16 protein-coding genes are annotated in these 19220 nt (G+C 37.1%); 1 reads left to right on the forward strand and 15 read right to left on the reverse strand.

Features of this window, described 5'->3' with window-relative positions:
• Positions 1-82: 82 nt before the first annotated feature.
• Complete coding sequence (locus KQI79_RS20255; RefSeq protein WP_216540114.1) at positions 83-1576, forward strand: sugar transferase; 1494 nt, start codon at positions 83-85, stop codon at positions 1574-1576.
• Positions 1577-1627: 51 nt separating this feature from the next.
• On the opposite strand, the gene KQI79_RS20260 is transcribed toward KQI79_RS20255, so the two are convergent.
• The 15 genes from KQI79_RS20260 to KQI79_RS20330 form a co-directional block, all read right to left on the reverse strand.
• Positions 1628-2491, reverse strand: a complete 864-nt coding sequence (locus KQI79_RS20260) for a glycosyltransferase family 2 protein (RefSeq protein WP_216540115.1) — start codon at positions 2489-2491, stop codon at positions 1628-1630.
• Positions 2492-2540: 49 nt separating this feature from the next.
• Complete coding sequence (locus KQI79_RS20265; RefSeq protein WP_216540116.1) at positions 2541-3470, reverse strand: glycosyltransferase family 2 protein; 930 nt, start codon at positions 3468-3470, stop codon at positions 2541-2543.
• A 20-nt stretch (positions 3471-3490) separates the two neighbouring features.
• Complete coding sequence (gene rfbD, locus KQI79_RS20270; RefSeq protein WP_216540117.1) at positions 3491-4336, reverse strand: dTDP-4-dehydrorhamnose reductase; 846 nt, start codon at positions 4334-4336, stop codon at positions 3491-3493.
• A 9-nt stretch (positions 4337-4345) separates the two neighbouring features.
• Complete coding sequence (gene rfbB, locus KQI79_RS20275) at positions 4346-5353, reverse strand: dTDP-glucose 4,6-dehydratase (RefSeq protein WP_216540118.1); 1008 nt, start codon at positions 5351-5353, stop codon at positions 4346-4348.
• A 13-nt stretch (positions 5354-5366) separates the two neighbouring features.
• Positions 5367-5915 carry a dTDP-4-dehydrorhamnose 3,5-epimerase gene (rfbC, locus tag KQI79_RS20280; RefSeq protein WP_216540146.1) on the reverse strand — a complete coding sequence of 183 codons (549 nt, stop codon included), beginning with the start codon at positions 5913-5915 and terminating at the stop codon, positions 5367-5369.
• A 12-nt stretch (positions 5916-5927) separates the two neighbouring features.
• Positions 5928-6671, reverse strand: a complete 744-nt coding sequence (locus KQI79_RS20285; RefSeq protein ID WP_216540119.1) for a sugar phosphate nucleotidyltransferase — start codon at positions 6669-6671, stop codon at positions 5928-5930.
• A 48-nt stretch (positions 6672-6719) separates the two neighbouring features.
• The gene (locus tag KQI79_RS20290) at positions 6720-9443 is read right to left on the reverse strand and encodes a DUF6311 domain-containing protein (RefSeq protein ID WP_216540120.1); all 2724 of its coding nucleotides are present in this window, start codon (positions 9441-9443) and stop codon (positions 6720-6722) included.
• Positions 9430-10449: a glycosyltransferase family 2 protein gene (locus KQI79_RS20295; protein WP_216540121.1), complete on the reverse strand. Its 1020-nt coding sequence runs from the start codon at positions 10447-10449 to the stop codon at positions 9430-9432. Before KQI79_RS20295 ends, KQI79_RS20290 begins: the two co-directional genes overlap by 14 nt.
• Positions 10446-10850 carry a GtrA family protein gene (locus KQI79_RS28340; RefSeq protein WP_216540122.1) on the reverse strand — a complete coding sequence of 135 codons (405 nt, stop codon included), beginning with the start codon at positions 10848-10850 and terminating at the stop codon, positions 10446-10448. The genes KQI79_RS20295 and KQI79_RS28340 overlap by 4 nt, the downstream gene beginning before the upstream one ends.
• Positions 10837-11577 (reverse strand): class I SAM-dependent methyltransferase, encoded by a 741-nt coding sequence (locus KQI79_RS20305; RefSeq protein ID WP_216540123.1) that lies wholly within the window; start codon positions 11575-11577, stop codon positions 10837-10839. Before KQI79_RS20305 ends, KQI79_RS28340 begins: the two co-directional genes overlap by 14 nt.
• 326 nt (positions 11578-11903) lie before the next feature.
• Complete coding sequence (locus tag KQI79_RS20310) at positions 11904-13274, reverse strand: sugar phosphate nucleotidyltransferase (RefSeq protein ID WP_216540124.1); 1371 nt, start codon at positions 13272-13274, stop codon at positions 11904-11906.
• Entirely contained in the window at positions 13274-14224 is a 951-nt protein-coding gene (locus KQI79_RS20315; RefSeq protein WP_216540125.1) for a GDP-mannose 4,6-dehydratase, read from the reverse strand. The genes KQI79_RS20310 and KQI79_RS20315 overlap by 1 nt, the downstream gene beginning before the upstream one ends.
• Before the next feature lie 11 nt (positions 14225-14235).
• On the reverse strand, positions 14236-15207 hold the full coding sequence (gene gmd, locus KQI79_RS20320) for a GDP-mannose 4,6-dehydratase (RefSeq protein WP_216540126.1): 972 nt from the start codon (positions 15205-15207) through the stop codon (positions 14236-14238).
• Between the two features lie 15 nt (positions 15208-15222).
• Positions 15223-17820 carry a glycosyltransferase gene (locus tag KQI79_RS28345; RefSeq protein WP_367398217.1) on the reverse strand — a complete coding sequence of 866 codons (2598 nt, stop codon included), beginning with the start codon at positions 17818-17820 and terminating at the stop codon, positions 15223-15225.
• Positions 17817-19217: a BUD32 family EKC/KEOPS complex subunit gene (locus KQI79_RS20330; protein ID WP_216540127.1), complete on the reverse strand. Its 1401-nt coding sequence runs from the start codon at positions 19215-19217 to the stop codon at positions 17817-17819. Before KQI79_RS20330 ends, KQI79_RS28345 begins: the two co-directional genes overlap by 4 nt.
• Between the last annotated feature and the right edge of the window lie 3 nt (positions 19218-19220).

A 19220-nucleotide genomic window follows, 5' to 3' on the forward strand; every position in this document is an offset into this window, starting at 1 on the left:
TCTTTTGTCGAATCAACTGAATTCCCCCCATTCTTATGCTATAATCGAAAAGTAGGCAATTGAAGTAAAGGGGTCACATGGAATGAATGCGCAAGTTCAAATAAACAAAACCAATCTCATTCTCGCAGAGCATATCGCCAGTCATAAAAAGAAAATCGTCCGCACGGAGAGAATGATTAACGCAGCGTTAATAGGACTAGAGTACGTATTATACATAGCCTGTTTTATTGTGCTGTTTATGTGGCGTGTTATGCCGGATTACCCTGGCGTTGATGCGGATAACCTTATCGGCGGGCTTTCGCAAATTACCGTTCTGAACGATTATATGATTCTGCTAGGTTTTATTTTTATCATTTATTCCGTCATTATGTTTCAGAAAGGACTCTATCGTTTCAACCGGTCGGCCAGCCTGATCGACGATATGAGCACGATCGTCAAAGCGATCGCCATCTCTTTCCTCATCGCGCTCGGGTTTGCCTTTTTTCTGAAAACGAGTTTTCTATATTCCCGGGTCGTCATTCTGATGTTTTCCGTTTCTATGCTCGCATCGGCGATGCTTATCAGATCGTTAAAATTGATCATCGTCGTCCAATTGAAAAAATCGAAGATGCATACGAGAAATGTCCTCATTATCGGAGCCGGCAAAGTTGGAGCGGATTTAAGCCATAAATTAACCGGTAAAAAGACGATCGGGTACCATTTTGTCGGATTTTTGGACGATTATAAGAAGGGCGGCAACATTCTCGGGCAAACGCGGGATTTGGAAAAAGTCATTCAAAGAAATAAAGTGCATGAAATTTACATTACGATTCCTTCCGAGCGGGCCTTAATTCATCGTATTATATCGACGATACGCAAATACGATATTCAAATCAAAGTCATTCCGGAAATGTTCGAGCTTGTCGCGACAACGGTTAATTTCGATAAGACCTACGATTATGCGTATATTGAAATTGTGAAAACGCCTCTGCGCGGAGTGAATTTAGTTCTGAAACGGTGTATCGACTTTATTTTATCCGGATTTGGTTTGGCCTTGCTCTCGCCATTGTTATGCATAGTCGCGCTACTAATCAAAATCGATTCGAAAGGGCCGGTATTTTTCAAGCAAAAGAGAATCGGCAAAAGCGGTTCCACCTTTCATATGTATAAATTTCGTTCCATGATCTACGATGCCGAGGAAATGAAGAAAAAGCTGGAGCGGCATAACGAAGCTACCGGTCCGGTTTTCAAAATGAAAAACGATCCTCGGGTGACGCGCATCGGACGGTTTATTCGCAAATATTCGATCGACGAGTTGCCCCAATTGTTCAACGTACTTCGTGGAGAAATGAGCTTGATCGGACCGCGCCCTCCTTTGCCGGAAGAAGTGGAGCGATATACGGACCAGCACTGGATCCGGCTCGATGTGCTGCCTGGGATTACGGGATTATGGCAAGTAAGCGGCAGAAGCGATTTAACTTTTGAAGAGTGGGTGAATTTGGATATTTATTATATAGAGAAATGGAGCGTTTCGCTGGATATTAAAATACTGCTTAAGACGATCCCCGTCGTACTGAAGGGCGAAGGAGCGTATTGACGGCTTGAAAAAAACCCGGATATCCGGGTTTTTCTTGCGTTCGAAGAAGTTTTATCTGCTCAGAAGCTTGGATTTGATAATGGCCAGCGCGAATTGAACGGCAATTCCCGCATAGATGCACCAACTTACCCAGAACGGGTACTTTTGTTTATAATGCTTATTGTAAAAGATGACCATGGAACGATGAAATTCGTATGTGATTCTAAGCGGCTTGTTGCGGCTGCTGGCTCTTTTGTAGTGCATGATGGTTGTTCGCGGGTAATAGTAGTTTTTCCAGCCGGCTTGCTTGATGCGGTAGCACCAATCGGTATCTTCGGCATACATAAAGAACGTTTCATCCAGCATCCCCACCTCGTCGATCGTCTCTTTGCGGACAAGCATAAAAGCGCCAACCAAACAATCGATCTCGTATTCCTCGTCCGGGCTCAAATATCCTAGTTGATATTGATTGAACCGGGGATTATTCGGAAACAGTTTGGAAAACCCGAACGCATAATAAAACGAAGCCGATGGCGTCGGAAATCCGCGTTTGCACGCTTTGTCCAGCGATCCGTCGGGCAGGATAACTTTACACCCCGAAGCTCCTACATCGGGCCTGGAGTCCATGAAGGACAGCATGATCTCTAGCGTGTCCGGTTGAATAACCGTATCCGAGTTTAGCAATAAGACGTATCGCCCTCGTGCAATCTCCATGCCCTGGTTGTTCGCTTTGGCAAAACCGGTGTTATCTTCGTTTCGGATCAATCTGGCTTGCGGATAGGATTGCTCGATTTGCCGAACGCTGTCGTCTTTGGAATCATTGTCGATGACAATGACTTCATAACTGTATTCGGTCTCCGATGCATAGACGGATTGGAGACAGTCTAGCGTTAATTTGCAAGTATTGTAGCTTACGATGAGGATACTGACATCCATTGGTTTACCTCTGTGATTGTTAGTTTCAGTTATTATAACATGAAAAAGACTAGAATTTGATTCTAGCCTTTTGCCTTTGTTGGATATGTGTGCGTTTTTGTTTGAGTTTCGGACGTTCTTTGAAGAAGGAACGCCATGCTCCGAGTAGCCCGGGTTCCGTGAACAGCGCGAAAGCAAAGCCGGCTATTTCATAGGGAATGATGTGAAGTACGTTTCTGCCAATTTGCGACAGGGAATCGTTTTTATACATCATCTTATAGCGGTTGATGTAGGAGTGTCTGCGCACGAATAAAGGCTGCTTGCTGCGCGCTCCCTGTTTCCAGCCGCGAACATGATAGGCGATTGCATCCGCAACGTAGTAGGCTTTCCACCCTAATAGCCGAGCCCGCCACGCAACATCGACATCTTCTTTGTAGGCGAAGAAATCTTCGTCGAAAAACTCCCCCTGCACCCGAATATCGTCGACCATCCGCTTTGCATAGAGCGCCGCAGCGCCTGATACGCCAAACACCTCGCCCGAGTCGTTCCATCGTTCTGCGTCCTCGCCCGCCCCCCTGTCGAATGCTCTGCGTGCTTTGTTCATGACAATGCCGGTGCTATCGACTTTAGTCGGATCGGATTGTAAGAGCAGTTTTCCTGTGGCGCTGCCGATCTTGTCGTCTCGCTCCATCTGTTTAATGATCGAAGCGACATAGTCCTGATGCAACACGACATCCGGATTCAATACGAGGTAATAATCGGAATCGGACAATGCCATCGCCTGATTATGCGCCGGGGCAAAGCCGGTATTCGTTTCATTGCGTACGAGACGAATGTTATTGCCCATCGTTTTCACAATTTCAAATGTCGAATCCGTCGAGGCGTTGTCAATTACGATAACCTGCGAAATCGGATGCGTTTGTTGGAAAACAGACTCCAAACACCGGCGGATATATTGGGCGCTGTTGTATGTGACGATATGAACGCTAACGGTTGGCATGATGGCATGACCTCAAACTTTTATTTTTTTAACTCGACGATAAATTCCTTTAATGCGTCACGCCACTGCCTCAAGTCCTCGAATCCGTTCGTGCGAATCGAGCCGTGATCCAACACGGAGTTTTTCGGCCTCGGGGCGGGACGCGGGAATTCCGCCGTCGTACATGGACGAACCTCGGTCTCCATACCCGCTTCCTCGAAAATCGCTTTCGCAAATTCATACCATGAACAGTTTCCGGTATTGGAGGCGTGATAGACACCGTATTTTTCAGTAGCAACCAGTTCTAATAAAAAAGTCGCTAAATCCACCGTATACGTTGGAGAGCCGATTTGATCATGCACCACCTGCAGGGAAGGCTTTTCTCGTCCGAGCTTCAGCATCGTTTTCACGAAGTTATTCCCGTTCTTCCCGTAAACCCAAGAAGTTCTAACAATGAAATAGCGCGAACATAACGTTTGCACCAGTTGTTCCCCGGCCCGCTTGGACTTGCCATAGACGGTTTGCGGATTGGTGCTGTCGTATTCACGATACGGCTCTGTCGATGTTCCGTCAAAGACGTAGTCCGTGCTGAGATAGCATACTTTTGCGCCCGTTTTTTCCGCTGCAACAGCGATATTTCGCGAACCGACCGCATTAACAAGGTATGCTTGATCCTCTTCGGACTCCGCCGCATCGACGGCCGTGTAAGCGGCGCAATGCACGATGACGTCCGGTTGAGACGCACTGATGATATCATTGCATGCCTGTTGGTTGGCAATATCTAATTTCGAACGATCCAGATCGATCACGTCATGGCCATTTTGCTTAAATATAGCCGCGACATCGGTTCCTAGCTGCCCCCCTGCTCCCGTAACGATCACCTTCATGGCAGCACCTTAACGAGAACCGTACTGCAACTGATAGTATTCTTGGTAAGCCCCAGTTTGAATCCGTGTCCACCATTGTTGGTTTTCAAGGTACCATTTGATCGTTTCTTTGATGCCTGTTTCAAAGTTATGCTTCGGCTGCCATCCCAATTCTGTCGTCAATTTTGTAGCGTCAATACCGTAACGTCTGTCATGGCCTGGCCGATCGGTAACATGCGTGATTAACGATTCCGGTTTGCCGAGCTCCTGCAGAATTGTTTTTACGATTTGAACATTCGTTCTTTCGTTGTTTCCTCCTACGTTATAAACCTCGCCGTCTTTTCCGTTATGAAGAACCAGATCGATAGCACTGCAATGGTCTTCTACGTATAGCCAGTCGCGAACATGAAGACCGTCGCCATAGACAGGCAGCGGCTTATCGTTTAAGGCGTTGGAGATCATTAACGGAATTAATTTTTCTGGAAAATGGTACGGCCCGTAGTTGTTCGAACAACGTGTAATATTCACTGGCATCCCAAACGTTTCATGATAGGAGCGTACTAGCATGTCTGCCCCGGCTTTGCTTGCCGAATAAGGACTGTTAGGCGCAAGCGGCGTATTTTCCGTAAATAGTCCGGTATCCCCAAGCGTCCCGTATACCTCGTCGGTTGAAACTTGAAGATACTTTTTCACTTGATATTTTTTGGCGGCGTCTAGCAACACTTGCGTCCCCATCACATTCGTCCGCACAAAAATGCCCGGATCCATAATGCTCCGATCGACATGCGATTCCGCAGCAAAATTAACGACGTAATCAATCCCCTGCTGGAATACTTCGTCGACAACTTTGGCGTCGGCAATATCGCCTTTCACAAACGTATAATTCGGGTTGTCTTGCACGCTCGCAAGGTTTTCCAGATTGCCGGCATATGTCAAAGCGTCGAAGTTGATGATTTCATAGTCGGGGTATTTATTCAACATGTAATGAACAAAGTTGCTGCCGATAAAACCGGCTCCGCCGGTGACGAGTAGTTTCAAGGTATCGTCTCCTTTAATCGAAATTGATCTCGGCATCTTTAAGAAGCGGATGCGTCTGATCCTTAGCTGATAAGATCGGGTTTGATGTCGGCCAATCGATCCCAAGTGCAGGATCGTTCCAGGCGATGCCGCGGTCATGTTCGGGGGAGTAGTAATCGTCCACTTTGTAAATTACTTCCGTATTCGGAACGAGGGTACAGAAGCCGTGGGCAAAGCCTTGTGGAACAAGCAACTGGCGTTTATTTGCCGCGCTCAAAATAACACCTACCCATTGACCGAAAGTAGGCGAACTTTTGCGAATATCTACCGCCACATCATAAATTGCACCTTGTATCACGCGAATCAGCTTTGTCTGCGCTTTTGGATTTAATTGATAATGAAGTCCCCGTAGGACACCAGGTTCGGCTGATAAAGAATGATTATCCTGAACAAACGAAAAATCGATTTTAAATTCTTTAAATTTCACACTATTGTATGTTTCCATAAAAAAACCGCGACTGTCCCCATGCACAGCTGGTTCAATAATAAAAACCCCTTCGAGTTTCGTTTTTACGACTTGCATCATATACACCTCTTACAATTTTAATTTTCCAAATTCCTCGCTGAAAACGAGCTCTTTGGCCAGTTCATTTGCTTTGGCCAATGAAGCATGCGTTCCCGCATCGGTCCACCAACCCTGGAGTATATCATAAGTGAGTTGATTTCTTTTAATATATGCGTTATTAACGTCTGTGATTTCCAACTCTCCACGAGCGGAAGGTGCTAGGGTTTTAATTACATCAAAAACCGAATTATCATACATATAGATACCCGTCACAGCATAATTACTTTTAGGATTTTTAGGCTTCTCTTCAATGGATATAATTTTATCTCCATTGAGTTCGGGTACACCATAGCGCTGCGGGTCGTGAACCTCTTGGATAAGAATCTTCGCGCCTTTTTGTTGCTCTCGGAAATTTTGAACATACGGCGCAATATCGTCCGAAAAAACATTGTCCCCGAGTATAACGACCATTTGATCGTCTCCGACAAAATGTTCGGCCAATCCGAGCGCTTGTGCAATCCCCCCAGCTTCATCTTGGACTTTGTACGTGAAGGTAATTCCCATTTCATGGCCGCTACCGAGCAGGTTAACAACGTCACCCATGTGATCTTTGCCGGTGACGATAAGAATATCCTGGATAGCAGATGCTTTGAGTTTATGGACAGCGTGAAAAACCATTGGATATTTGCCGACGGGGAGTAAATGTTTGTTTGTCACTTTCGTCAAAGGGTATAGACGTGAGCCTGTGCCCCCAGCAAGAATAATCCCTTTCATTACTTCACCATCCTTATTTATTCAGGTTGATCCTAAACTTTAATTTTGTTAATCTTCTTCTGAGATTTTAAGAGATTTAAAGGCAACTCCAAGTGTTCGTAAATCATTATTTAATCCTAGCTCAACAGGAGTAGTAGCATTCGGCAACTCAAACTCTAATTTTACTTCGTTACTATTCGATAAGAGTTCTCTTTCAATATTAATTATATAATTTCCCTCTTTTGAAATATTTAGTTCATCTATTAAATGCTCATTTATTCGTACTATCAATTTTTGATTTTTAAGCTTGCTTGAAACTAAAGGAAAAATTCTCATATCTAATTTTAAGTTTGTATTTACTTTACTTATTTGCATCCTTAGAATTGCCTTTTTTGAATTAGTCCAAGTAAATTCCCCCTCTGCCTCACTCCAACCTGTATCCTGATACAGTTTAGCATTTCCTTTGTTTCCAAAGTTAATTTTAGAACCAAGTTCGTAGGGTTGAATCAATTCTTCAAAAGTTTTTGAGCTACTCCCCTTTGTTAGATGCTTTCCATTTGGTATAAAAATATTAAATCCATCGACAATACCATAAAAATCATTTTCTCCCATCTTAGTGACAATATCTTGTTCTATTTTACTATCTCTAATGATATAAATTGCATCTTCATAAAAATTACCTTTTTTCAAATCGTTAGTGACTTCCTCATTATGCCGTTGCCAAGCTGCATTACTATACCTAGCAAAGTATCCCACATTAATAGACATTCCTTTTTTTACTGCTAAATAGGAAAAAGGAACATAACTCTCATCGAGATTAACAGGAACAAAAATAATTCTACTATATGAACCATCTAAAGTATTCCATAGTTCGGATTTTAATGGATTATCCCATTTAATAGTACTCATATAATCATTTCTAAATTCCAACATTTTTCCATTTATATCAACATATTGAATAACCAAAGCTATCAATAATAATGCTATTACAGGCTTATTGTGATTCCTGGGAATTATGGATCGAAATATAAAGTACATTATTAAATAATAAACAGGCCAAAAAAATCTTCCCGACGCTCTAATCGTTTCAAACAATAGCAATACTCTATTTTGAATAGGAATAATAGTAAAAACTTTTCCGTCAAAAGTTATAACATTACTTATTGCAATAGTAGTAAAGATCAAACAAACTAATCCTATTGGAATTAATTTCATAATTACTTTTTTTGTTGGAGGCGTCTTTACCAATTCATACAATGACCAAAATATTAATACCATTACTCCTACACCAAGATAATTAAACCCTTCATTTTGTCCGGGGGTTGCATTTTGTCTATCCACAAGAATGCTAGACCACCCCTGTGGATTAATAACAGAGTTAAGATTCATGGAATAATTACCAAATCCACCTGCTGCGAATTCTCCACCTCTAATACTAAAATAACCTATCATCCATAAGATAAATATTATTAAAACAGCACATGTTATGGAATATATAAAAACGAATCTATTATTAATAAGTTTTTTTACAAAATATGCCTCGAACACCCCAATAAAACATAATCCAATCACCATAATAAAAAGATAAGGGTGTATTAAAATTGAAATGCATATAATCCCTATCCACCAAAAAGATGGGAATTTCTTGTTATTCGCGAATAATAACCAAATAGATGCTAAAATAGTCCAGTGGCCCATTAAGGCATAGTGTCCATACGCCCGCCATAACATAATAGGACTTAAAGTAAAAAGTATAGTACCTAGAACTTGTACTAATACATTTTTGTTTATTGTTTTCATTAATAATGAAGCAAAAATCCCTTGTAATATATAACAAATCAAAATCCAAAATCCGAAATATTGGAAATCCGGAGGTAACCATATATTGAAAAGCTTAAATATTATCGCTAAAAGAGGGATGGAATCAGTTAGTGCAATTGCTGTTCCTTCCGGTGCTCCATAATTGCTTATAAGACCAATTGGAAAATGCCATGGTTCATTTCTAAAAAAATGCCATCCTAAAAAATGGGTTGCTGGATCTCCTTTTGTAACAAGCCAATCAATATAAGTTGGATTCAAAATTCTGATTCCTAAATTGTATAAAAATACTATAATTCCTAATATTCCACCTAGTACTAAGGTTATTGTTGTTCCATTTTTCCCTGTTATTAAACAATAAATAATTGTTGAAGCTGTAATTGAAAGGAAGAAACATAGCAAGATATTATTTGTAACATTAATACCCAAATCGCCTTTATAACCATTAATCTCTACTTCGTTCAAACCTCCGCCATTCATATAATATTCATTAATATTAATCTGAATTGATTTTGCATATACCTCTTCCCCAGTAGAAAAAATATATTCTTTCCATTCTGGAAACTGAGGAAGTGATTCATTAGGTAAAATAGTTTCGTTCCCATTTTTATCTATGAAAACGAGATCAAATTTTAATGTACCCCTATCTTTGAAATAACTATTATTAGTATTCAGTATTTTAATAGAAGTTATTGTATATTCATGATCTAAATCCAATTTAATCCATCCATTAGTATGATCGGGTAACAGCCAATAATCGGTTGTATCTTCTTGTGTAGACTTATCAATAACCTTATAAGGTGAAAAACCTCCGACATTATCCGGATACTGTGCGGAGGCAGTAATAGATTTTATTGTTACCTTCCCAGAATCATTTAAGAATAAGAAGGATGTAACAAATATCAATATAAAAACGATCAATGTTATTATATTCTTTTTAGACTCTATAGCCTTAATAAATCTAACGGGATCCATTTACGATTCTCTCCTGTACTATAAACCTATCACTAGCTAATATTTGACTAGAATTTTCACTAGGATAATAGTTATTAAGTAAATATAGCGGTCTTTTCTTAGTTTCATTGAAAATTCTCCCTAGATACTCCCCAATAATTCCTAAGCATATTAGTTGAATCCCTCCAATAAATAGAACTACAACTATTAGAGAAGGGTATCCTTTAACTGGATTTCCAAAAACTAATGTTTGAAAAATAATAACTAATATGAATAAGAAGGAAATAAGAGCAAAGATTCCTCCCATGTAACTCGCTATCTTTAAAGGTGCAATGGTAAAGGATGTGATCCCTTCTATCGCCAAGTTCCACAATCGTATATAATTCCACTTAGTTACTCCTGCATATCTTGGATCCCTTTGATATAGTACTTCTTTTTGGGGAAATCCTATCCAAGCGAATAAACCTTTAGAAAATCTCTGCTGTTCCCTAAGTTTCCTTAACGATTCGACTGCTTTTCGGCTTAATAAGCGAAAATCGCCTGTATCTTCTGGAATCGATACATTACTAACTCGTTGAATAAATCGATAAAAAAGAAAGGCAGTTGTTCGTTTGAAAAAGGTTTCTCCTTGCCGCAAAGTACGTTTTGCATAAACTACATCAAAACCATTCCCCCATTCCTTAATCAGTTCTGGTATCAATTCCGGAGGATCTTGTAGGTCTGCATCAATAATTACAACAGCATCTCCATTTGCATAATCTAACCCTGCAGCCATTGCTATTTCCTTACCAAAATTTCTACTTAAATCTACAATGGCCACACGATGATCACATTGACGAATTGAATTCAATATTTCCAAAGTTCTATCTCTACTACCATCGTTCACATAGATGATTTCTGACTTCATTTCAATCCCATCAAGAACAGAAATTAGTCGTTTATGAAACGCTTCTAGAACTGATTCTTCGTTATACGCAGGGACAATAATTGAAAGAAGATTATCATAATTACTTGCATACACTGTCATATTTTTTCACTCACCCTAAAAGTCCAAAATTTATTTACGATGTAATTAAAAGGGGGGACTATAAGAACAACAACCAGTACTCCGATTATATTAGAAAATTTTAAAAGATTTACTACTATAAAAATAAGAAGTAAGTTTAATAATAACCCCATGGTAGCAACCGCGATATACTTTGGAAAATATCTAACATGCTCTTTCACAACTTGAAAAGTCCACTTATGGTTTGCAATATATGAAAATATCATTGAGATAATAAAGGCAGGTATAGAAGCAATAATTGCATTTATTTTTAGTAATTCGGTCAACACATAGTAAATAACTATATGTAAAATTGTTGTAAATATTCCTACTCCCGCAAACGTTATAAATTCCTTATTGAAAATAAATCTAAAAATTTTCATTATTTTGTACAACCGCAAGAAGCGAAACACCGAATGGAAGTTTGTAATTACAAACTAACTTACGCTCGCTAGAGAACAAACTTTCTAATATTGAATTTATAAACTTATTAGGAATCTTTACATCCTGCCCTGCATCCTTATAAGGAATAATTCTCCTCAAAATCCTAACAAATGAGATAATTGGGAATAAATAAATGTTATAGTAAGTAATATGACGGGGATACAACCCTGAATCTAATATACATTTTTTAAGGTTTGAAAGTCGATATCTTCTTTTATGGTGATGCTCTACATCGTGTTGGCTCCAAAGAAATGGAAAAGCAGGCACAGTTATTATTAACTGCCCTCTTTTTGTAAGCATTGACTTAAGCTTTCTAAGTGAAGCTAGATCGTCTTCAATATGTTCTAAGACATCTAATAATATTATTAAATCATACTTATCTTCAGATTGAGAAATTCCGTCAGGCAAATAACCTTTATGAATTGTCCCGATTCCTTTTTGTCGGGCAATTTCAATTGCGGTATCTTCAAGTTCAATACCAGTTACTTCACCAAATCTTGATAAAAGACTAAGATTTCCACCTGTTCCACAACCAATATCTAATATTTTAGGATTTAAAGGGAGTTGCAGCGATTCTATAGTTTTTTCAACTATTCTTCTTCTTCCTTTAAACCACCAATGATTACTCTCAATTTCATTCATTTGAAGATATATTTCTTTTTTCATTTTACCTCCAGATATCAACTATTAGTCTTTACTCAATTACTAATATAATCTTTACTACTTTATTTTGCAATTTATCGAATTCTTGGCAAAACATGATCCTTTTATACCCAAAAACTTATAGTCATCTTTATAAGAAGAGTCTTTAAATATAAGTGACGTATCAAAAAACAAACATTAACTTAATTATTAATATAAGGAACCCTTAGGAATACTGTAGGCTTAATCTTTTTTCTTTAATATAATATAAATGAAAATGAATCATCTATGTTTTGTCCAAAGAACCTACACAATATATCATAAAATCTATTAAATTTATCAATACTTTTTTACTTTATTATCTTTTCTATTATTTCATACCATTCTAGATAGTATCTTTTAATATCTGATTCTGAAAGTTCAGTTCCAATTTGGGTTTCAATAAATTCTAAATCGGATAGTGCTTTTAAAGCATGCTTCATTTTTTTATCAATTTTCAACGTATCTCCTGCTTTAATATATATTTTTTCACCTTCGATGATACACTCACCTTGGCCATTTAATACAATCCATATTTCAATTCTTTTGTCATGAGAATGGTAGCTTAAATTTTTCCCAGAGGATAAATGAATTTTTCTTGTTAGTATTTCTTTTTGATCTTCCTGTACGGTATGGTCAAGAACTCTGTACCAACCCCATCTTCGTTCTTCATACATCAATCTGCCGTCAAACTTATTAGCAATTTCTTTAACCTGCGAACTTGCTTCCTTAGTACTTACCAGTATACCATCCGGGCTAGCGGCGACCACAACATCTGTTAAGCCAACTAGAGCAATAGGAATATCCAACTCGTTAACTATGTGATTATTATGATTTAAAATATCTGAATTGATAAATCCCTTCCCAAGTACACTATCCGACAACTCTTCTGTAAATGTATTCCATGTCCCGATATCCTTCCAATATCCTCTATAAGGGATTACAATAATATTTTCGGTATTTTCAACCACTTCATAATCAAAACTATTTTTAGGAATATGGTTATAATTCTTTAGAAACAATTCATACTCTAAAGATAGCTTTTTTTCTTTAAGAATTGAAATAATATATCCTAGACGAAAAGCAAAAACGCCACAATTCCATAAAGCATTATTTTTAATCAAGCTTTCCGCTTCACATTCAGTAGGTTTTTCCTTAAAATAATCTACTTGGAAAAAAAAATCACTGTATTTTTGTTTTGGAATTATATAGCCATATTTCTCCGAAGGATACGTTGGTAAAACTCCTAATAGAGCTAAATCAGCATTAGTTTCTTGAATTGCTATCTCCATTTGTTTAATCATTCCAAAAAATTCGTTTTCAACAAATGGATCTACTGGTAAAACAACAATAATCTCATTTAAATCTACATTTTTTTTCTTGTAAAGGAACAACGAAGCAAGTGCTATTGCTGCAAAAGTGTCTCTTCTTTCAGGTTCAACAATGATATCTACATTATGACCTAGCTGATTAATGAGTATTTCTTTTTGAGTTTTACTGGTTGCAATTGAAATGTTTTGGTTCAGTCCTGCTGCCTCTATCTGTCTCCACACTCTTTGAATCATGGACTCATACTCGCCCTCTTCATTGAGTAGAGCCTTGATAAACTGCTTTGATCTGGAATTGTTACTTAATGGCCAGAGCCTCTTCCCTGAACCACCAGATAAAAGTACTAATCTCATTATTGTTCACCTTCAATAATATGTTTTTGACGCCACCATTCGAACGTTTCTTCTAGTCCAACATAAAAATCTTTTTGTGGACTCCAGCCAAGTGTAGTATTTATTTTTTGCGCAGATCCTATAAATAAGGGAGTATTGTTTACCCTCATTTTTTTCTCATCTTTCATTATCGTTATAGGAATTTTAATTAGCTTCATTAAATAAAATAATATATCTTCAATCTTTCTAGGAATTCCAGAGCACACATTGTATATTCCAGTTCCTACGTTTCTTTCCAAAAGCAAAATATATGCTCTAGTTATGTCATCTATATAAGTAAAATCTCTTTTGACATTTACATCTCCAACATGAATAATTGGCTCTATCCTCCCCTGATCCATTAGTACAAGTTGTGAAATAAAATCGCTAATCACAAACCCTTTCTTCTGACCAGGTCCAAAATGATTAAAGGGGCGTACATGAACTAAGTTTATATTTTCCTTTAATGAAATTTGAAGAGCAATCTGACCCGCAGTAAACTTACTAACCGCATATGGATTTTGCGGAAAGCAGGGTGTTTCCTCTGTTAAAGAAACACCCTGCTTTCCGCTTAGTCCATACTCTTCGCTTGAACCAATAGTCAAAACTTTAGCCTCAGGTACATACTGTTTAATCGCTTGGAGCATATTAATCGTTCCGTGAACATTGATTTCCATTGTCCCTTTTGGATTATCCCATGCTTTGCTTACCATAGTTTGCGCCGCTAAATGAATAACACCTTGTGGCTTAAAATCCCGTACAGCATGAATAATCGAGTTCTCATCCAAAATATCTAGGTAACCTGTTTTTATTGTGTCATTATCGTTGTCAAATGAAGTGACTCCGGCAAATACTTCATGGTTTCTATCTAAAAGTTCACGTACCAATTTCCTTCCTACAAACCCATTCGCCCCCGTGACTAATACCCTCATATTAATCCACCTTATGCATGTTTTCTATTACGCACTAAATCAGCTTCTACCATCATTTCAATCAATTCTTCTAAGCTTGTTCGCGGTTCCCAATTTAATTTGCCTCTCGCCTTTGAAGGATCTCCTAATAATATATCGACTTCTGCAGGTCTATAATATTTTGGATCAATAACAACGTAATCTTCATAATTGAGTCCAACATAATTGAATGCGATCCTACACATATCCCTTACTGTTGTAGTTTTACCAGTTGCTATTACGTAATCATCTGCTTCCTCCTGTTGCAACATAAGCCACATTGCCTCTACATAATCCCCTGCAAATCCCCAATCTCTTTTTGCATCGATATTCCCTAATTTCAATTGATCTTGTTTACCCAATTTTATTCTAGCAACAGCATCAGTAACCTTTCTTGTTACGAATTCGATACCTCGAATAGGAGATTCATGATTAAACAAAATCCCGCTGCAAGTAAACATATTATAACTTTCTCTATAATTTATAGTAATCCAATGACCAAATAATTTCGCAACTCCATATGGACTTCTAGGATAAAATTTAGTATTTTCAGTTTGTTTTTCTTCCTGTATAAGTCCAAACATTTCACTCGTGGAAGCCTGGTAAAACTTTATGGTAGGATCTATATTACGAATTGCTTCCAACATATTTAAAACGCCTAAACCCGTAACTTGTGTTGTTGTAATAGGCTGTTCCCATGAGGTTCCTACAAAGCTTTGAGCTGCCAAATTGTAAACTTCTGTCGGTTTTGAAATCCGAATTGCATTTATTAGAGATGAAATATCTGTTAGATCTCCGTCAATTAACTCAACGTCGTTAACAATATTTAAATACTCTAACCTCCATGTCGTAGATGTGCTTCTCCTCGCAATAAGCCCATATACCTTATACCCTTTATCTAACAGAAGCTTCGCTAAATATGCCCCATCTTGCCCAGTTATTCCTGTAATTAATGCTCTACTCATTTCACACCTCTTAACCTATAATAAACCAATATTTTTCAGTCTATTTTTAACTTTCTCGCCAACAACTTTAGGTGAAAACTCATTGTGAATCGTTTTCTGACCCTCTACTGCTATTCTCTCATAATACTCTCTGTCAGAATATAACTTTTTCATATAATACGAAGCGTGGTCCAAATCGGGGTCTGCCCAATATTGATGAGCTTTGTATGGTCCCATGTCACTACCCAACTGAATAAGTTTGTAGTCTACGGTGCATGAATTTTTTTGATTCATAAAGTCAATATTTGCGGACCAATTTGTTCCAATGACAGGCTTACCTAAATACATCGCCTCGGCTAAACCTAACCCAAATCCTTCAGAACGATGCAAGGAAACAAAACAGTCGGTATTGGTAATTAATGCATTAATTTCATCTCGATTAAGAGTACCCTCTATAAGGTATATATTTTGATAACCCTCTATAACTCTTTTTAACATATTGATCCCTTCTGGGTTACCATTAGAATGGTTGACTTTAATAACAAGACCAACTTTCTCATCATTAGGTTGAAAAGCCTTTTTAAAAGCATGTACTACCGCAATTGGATTCTTTCTCTCCTGAAAACTGTAGGTATCAAACATAGACATAAATAAAAATGGCTTATCGGGTAATCCAAAATGATTTCGGTCAAAATAGCCTGAGAGCTTTACTTCGATTCCATGAGGGATCTTGATTACTGGAACAGGCGATTTTGTTGATATTGCATCAACAATAAACTGAGAAGGCACCCATATTTCATGGACTAATTGAAAACTAGAGTTCCATTCATCAGGAAACTCAGGCAGCTCCCAGTGCCAATACCCGATATTATATCTTCCCGACACAATATTTTGACCTAAATGTTCGCAAGCAATCGGCATTTGATCAGCATTCACATGGAATATGTTTACATTATAAAGAGGTCGCTCAATTTCTTTGCTCGCCCACGTCATATCTTGGCTTCTTGCAATATTACCCAAATTAAAATTAATAATGCCAAAGGATATGTCAGCCGCAGTATAAGCATTGGCCGCTAATCTGCACGACTCCCCAACTCCAGTCTCTGAACGAGCATAACCTATTAGGTTTATTCCTTTTTCATTAACTGCAGATTCACTTGTAACAGACACCAAAGTATTAACATTAAATAAAGAGCTTTCAACTTGACCTGTGTAAGCTTTTCGTTGAATCTTCTCTTTTAATTGCTTAAGTTGCGATTTTCGTGAATCAGGAACTACCTTAATAATCAAAGGTTTTAATTTTAATGAAACGTTATATAATTTTCGGTACGCTTTAACTTTCCACTCTATAGGTTTTAAATTAGTTTGTTGAGATTCCTCTTCTACTTTATTAACTCCAGTTGCTAACTCAAGCGATCCCCTTACAGGTTCAATATAATCTTGAGTAAATCCATATTCTCTTTGTGCACTATCAACAAACCATTGACAAAAAGAAACCCTATCGCGATTCCATATATCAGGAAAGACATTTCGCAAATCATGTCTAGATTCCCAAAGAGTCAGCATAATATGGGTTATCAACGGAGTATTGGTCTTTTTATCCTCAGCTCTAGCAGGTTCAGTTAAAAAGTAAGAAGATTTTAAAAATGGGTTTTCCCCACATATATGCTGTAAAGTTTCTTGATTTCTATATGAAATTCTTACAAAATCATTAATTTTTATCCCATCATTAAAAAAATTATAAAAGTAAGTCCATTTTTTTGTTTTTTCAAAACCTTGATTAAGAACATTTTTTGTATATTCATTAACTAATAATGATACTGGACCAATATCTTTTAAAGAAAAACGATTTTGATGTTTTGAGAAAGAATCTGGATTACTTGGATTCACACCACTAAAATGAAAGAAAACAAGCCGCTTTCCATTTACGAAAAAACGATTATTTTGGACGGTTACAGTTCTATGTTTAAGATTCCAATAAGCAACATTATAACCAGGGTGGTGAAGAATTGTAACATCTTCAAATAGTCCCGGAACTAAGTCAATCCATTTTTGATCTACAAAAAGTCCATTTGGAATATCTACTGTACAATCAAATTCCAGTTTACTTTGCCACCATTCTAAAAAAAGACTTGTCTTTGTATGTTTGGATACTGCCAAAAAACCAAGATTGTAGGTGCCGGCTTGCAATATATTTAATTCACTTGGCTTTTTATTATCATCCAGAAATCCGGTTAGATGTGGAGTTAAAACCATTAGTTGACCTTTATTAAGGGCTTCTTCTACCTCATGTAATTGATCATAAAGATAAATATCAGGGTCAATATATATGACCTTATCGTATTTTCCTTGTTTAAAAAGCCAAGAAAACATCCAAGGCTTAACTGCAGTATTTAATTCTAGGATTGAATATCTAAATAAAAACTTATTTAAATCAGGTAAATCTAAATCAGACATTAATCTGATTTCAAAAGGCTCTTCGTCTACATCAAAATCTCCATCAACCTCATCTACAAGAAGCAAAAAAGGTTCCCACTCAGGATGATGTTGTCTAACCGAACTAAACAATGTTCTAGCAAAAGATAAATAATTTTTAGAGACAATAGTAAAAACAGCTGTATTAATTTGATTCACCCTCTATTTCTTTTAAATATTTCGAGAAATGGTTTTTTTTGTTTTTCTTCAAAACGGTCAATTATTGCACTTTTTTCTCTTATTATTTGATAAAGCATTTGCAACTCATCTTCTAATAAACTTAATTGATTAGTTTTATTAGTTAATTCTCTTTCTAAAGAAGAGTATTGATTTTTAATATTAATAATTTCATCATTCAAAGACTCTATATAAGTAGTAGATTCTTTCCTATTAACCTCTAATGTTTCAGTATATTCAGTAACTTCTCTAAGTTTTTCTTCCAATGATTTGGCGTAGTTAGTGCAACTTTCTACGTTTTCTTCCAGTGACAGAGCGTAATTTGTAGCTTCGTTTATTTTTTTTTCTAAAGACTTAGCATATTGGTCAGCCTCATTAAAACTAATTTCCAATGTTCTAGCGTAATTAGACGCTTCACTTAATTGTTCACGAAAAACCTCAGTTTGCGTCTGCAAAGCGTTATCTTTAACGCGGTTTGACTCTAAAATCTCTGTTTGAAGTTGTTGAGTACGATTAACTAAAGAGTAGTTATTTTCAACAACTCGCTCAAGAATATCCAAATCATAAAAATAGGCAGAGATGAAAGGATTCGCATTGTTTAAAGTTTCACGTTTCTCAAAGATATTAATCAAATAACGAGCCCAATCTACACCACTTGACATATGATCGATTACTCTAACTAAATTAGAAATTATAGCGCTAGTTCTATCATTATTTTCAAACGTTCTAAGTATCGGTAAGATAGTATAAAATATATAGGATACAATCTCTTGTGAAATTAAATTTGAACTACTAATCATAACATTATCTAGATCAATTAAAGTAACCTCATTATCCAACCCAATAATAAAATTCTGAGTAGTGACATCACCATGAATAATATTTAAATCATGCAACTCTTTTAAAATTTGACTTGATTGCTCTACAAAATTAATTAACTTATTATAATTCCAATCTGTGTCTACAGAGAAATGATGATTATAGTATTTAGTAATTGGCAATGCTCCGCTGTTAGAAAGCTTACCATTTACAAACTCCATCTCATAACAACATTTACATTCTTTTAAAATTGTGACTAATCCTTCTATAGGGTGATCAATAAGTTTTTTATAAATAGAGTCTTGAATATACGGATCTATTTCAAAGTTATAAGATAGCCTATTCCACTTTCTTTTTTCTTTATTTTTCATCTTTACTAATGTGCTTCTTTTAGTAATAAGAGGATAATTTAAATGGGAACAATCTCCCCCCAATCCCGGCATATGAAAAGCAACAAAATCCTCATAATTTAGAAGGCAACTTTCCGAACAGGGCTTCCTTTCGGAGACTATACTATATTCCAAATTCCCCCTATTATACAATGGCAGACGGAGAATCATTTC

Origin of the sequence: Paenibacillus sp. MSJ-34 (genome assembly GCF_018918005.1) — a bacterium.
Taxonomy (GTDB): domain Bacteria; phylum Bacillota; class Bacilli; order Paenibacillales; family Paenibacillaceae; genus MSJ-34.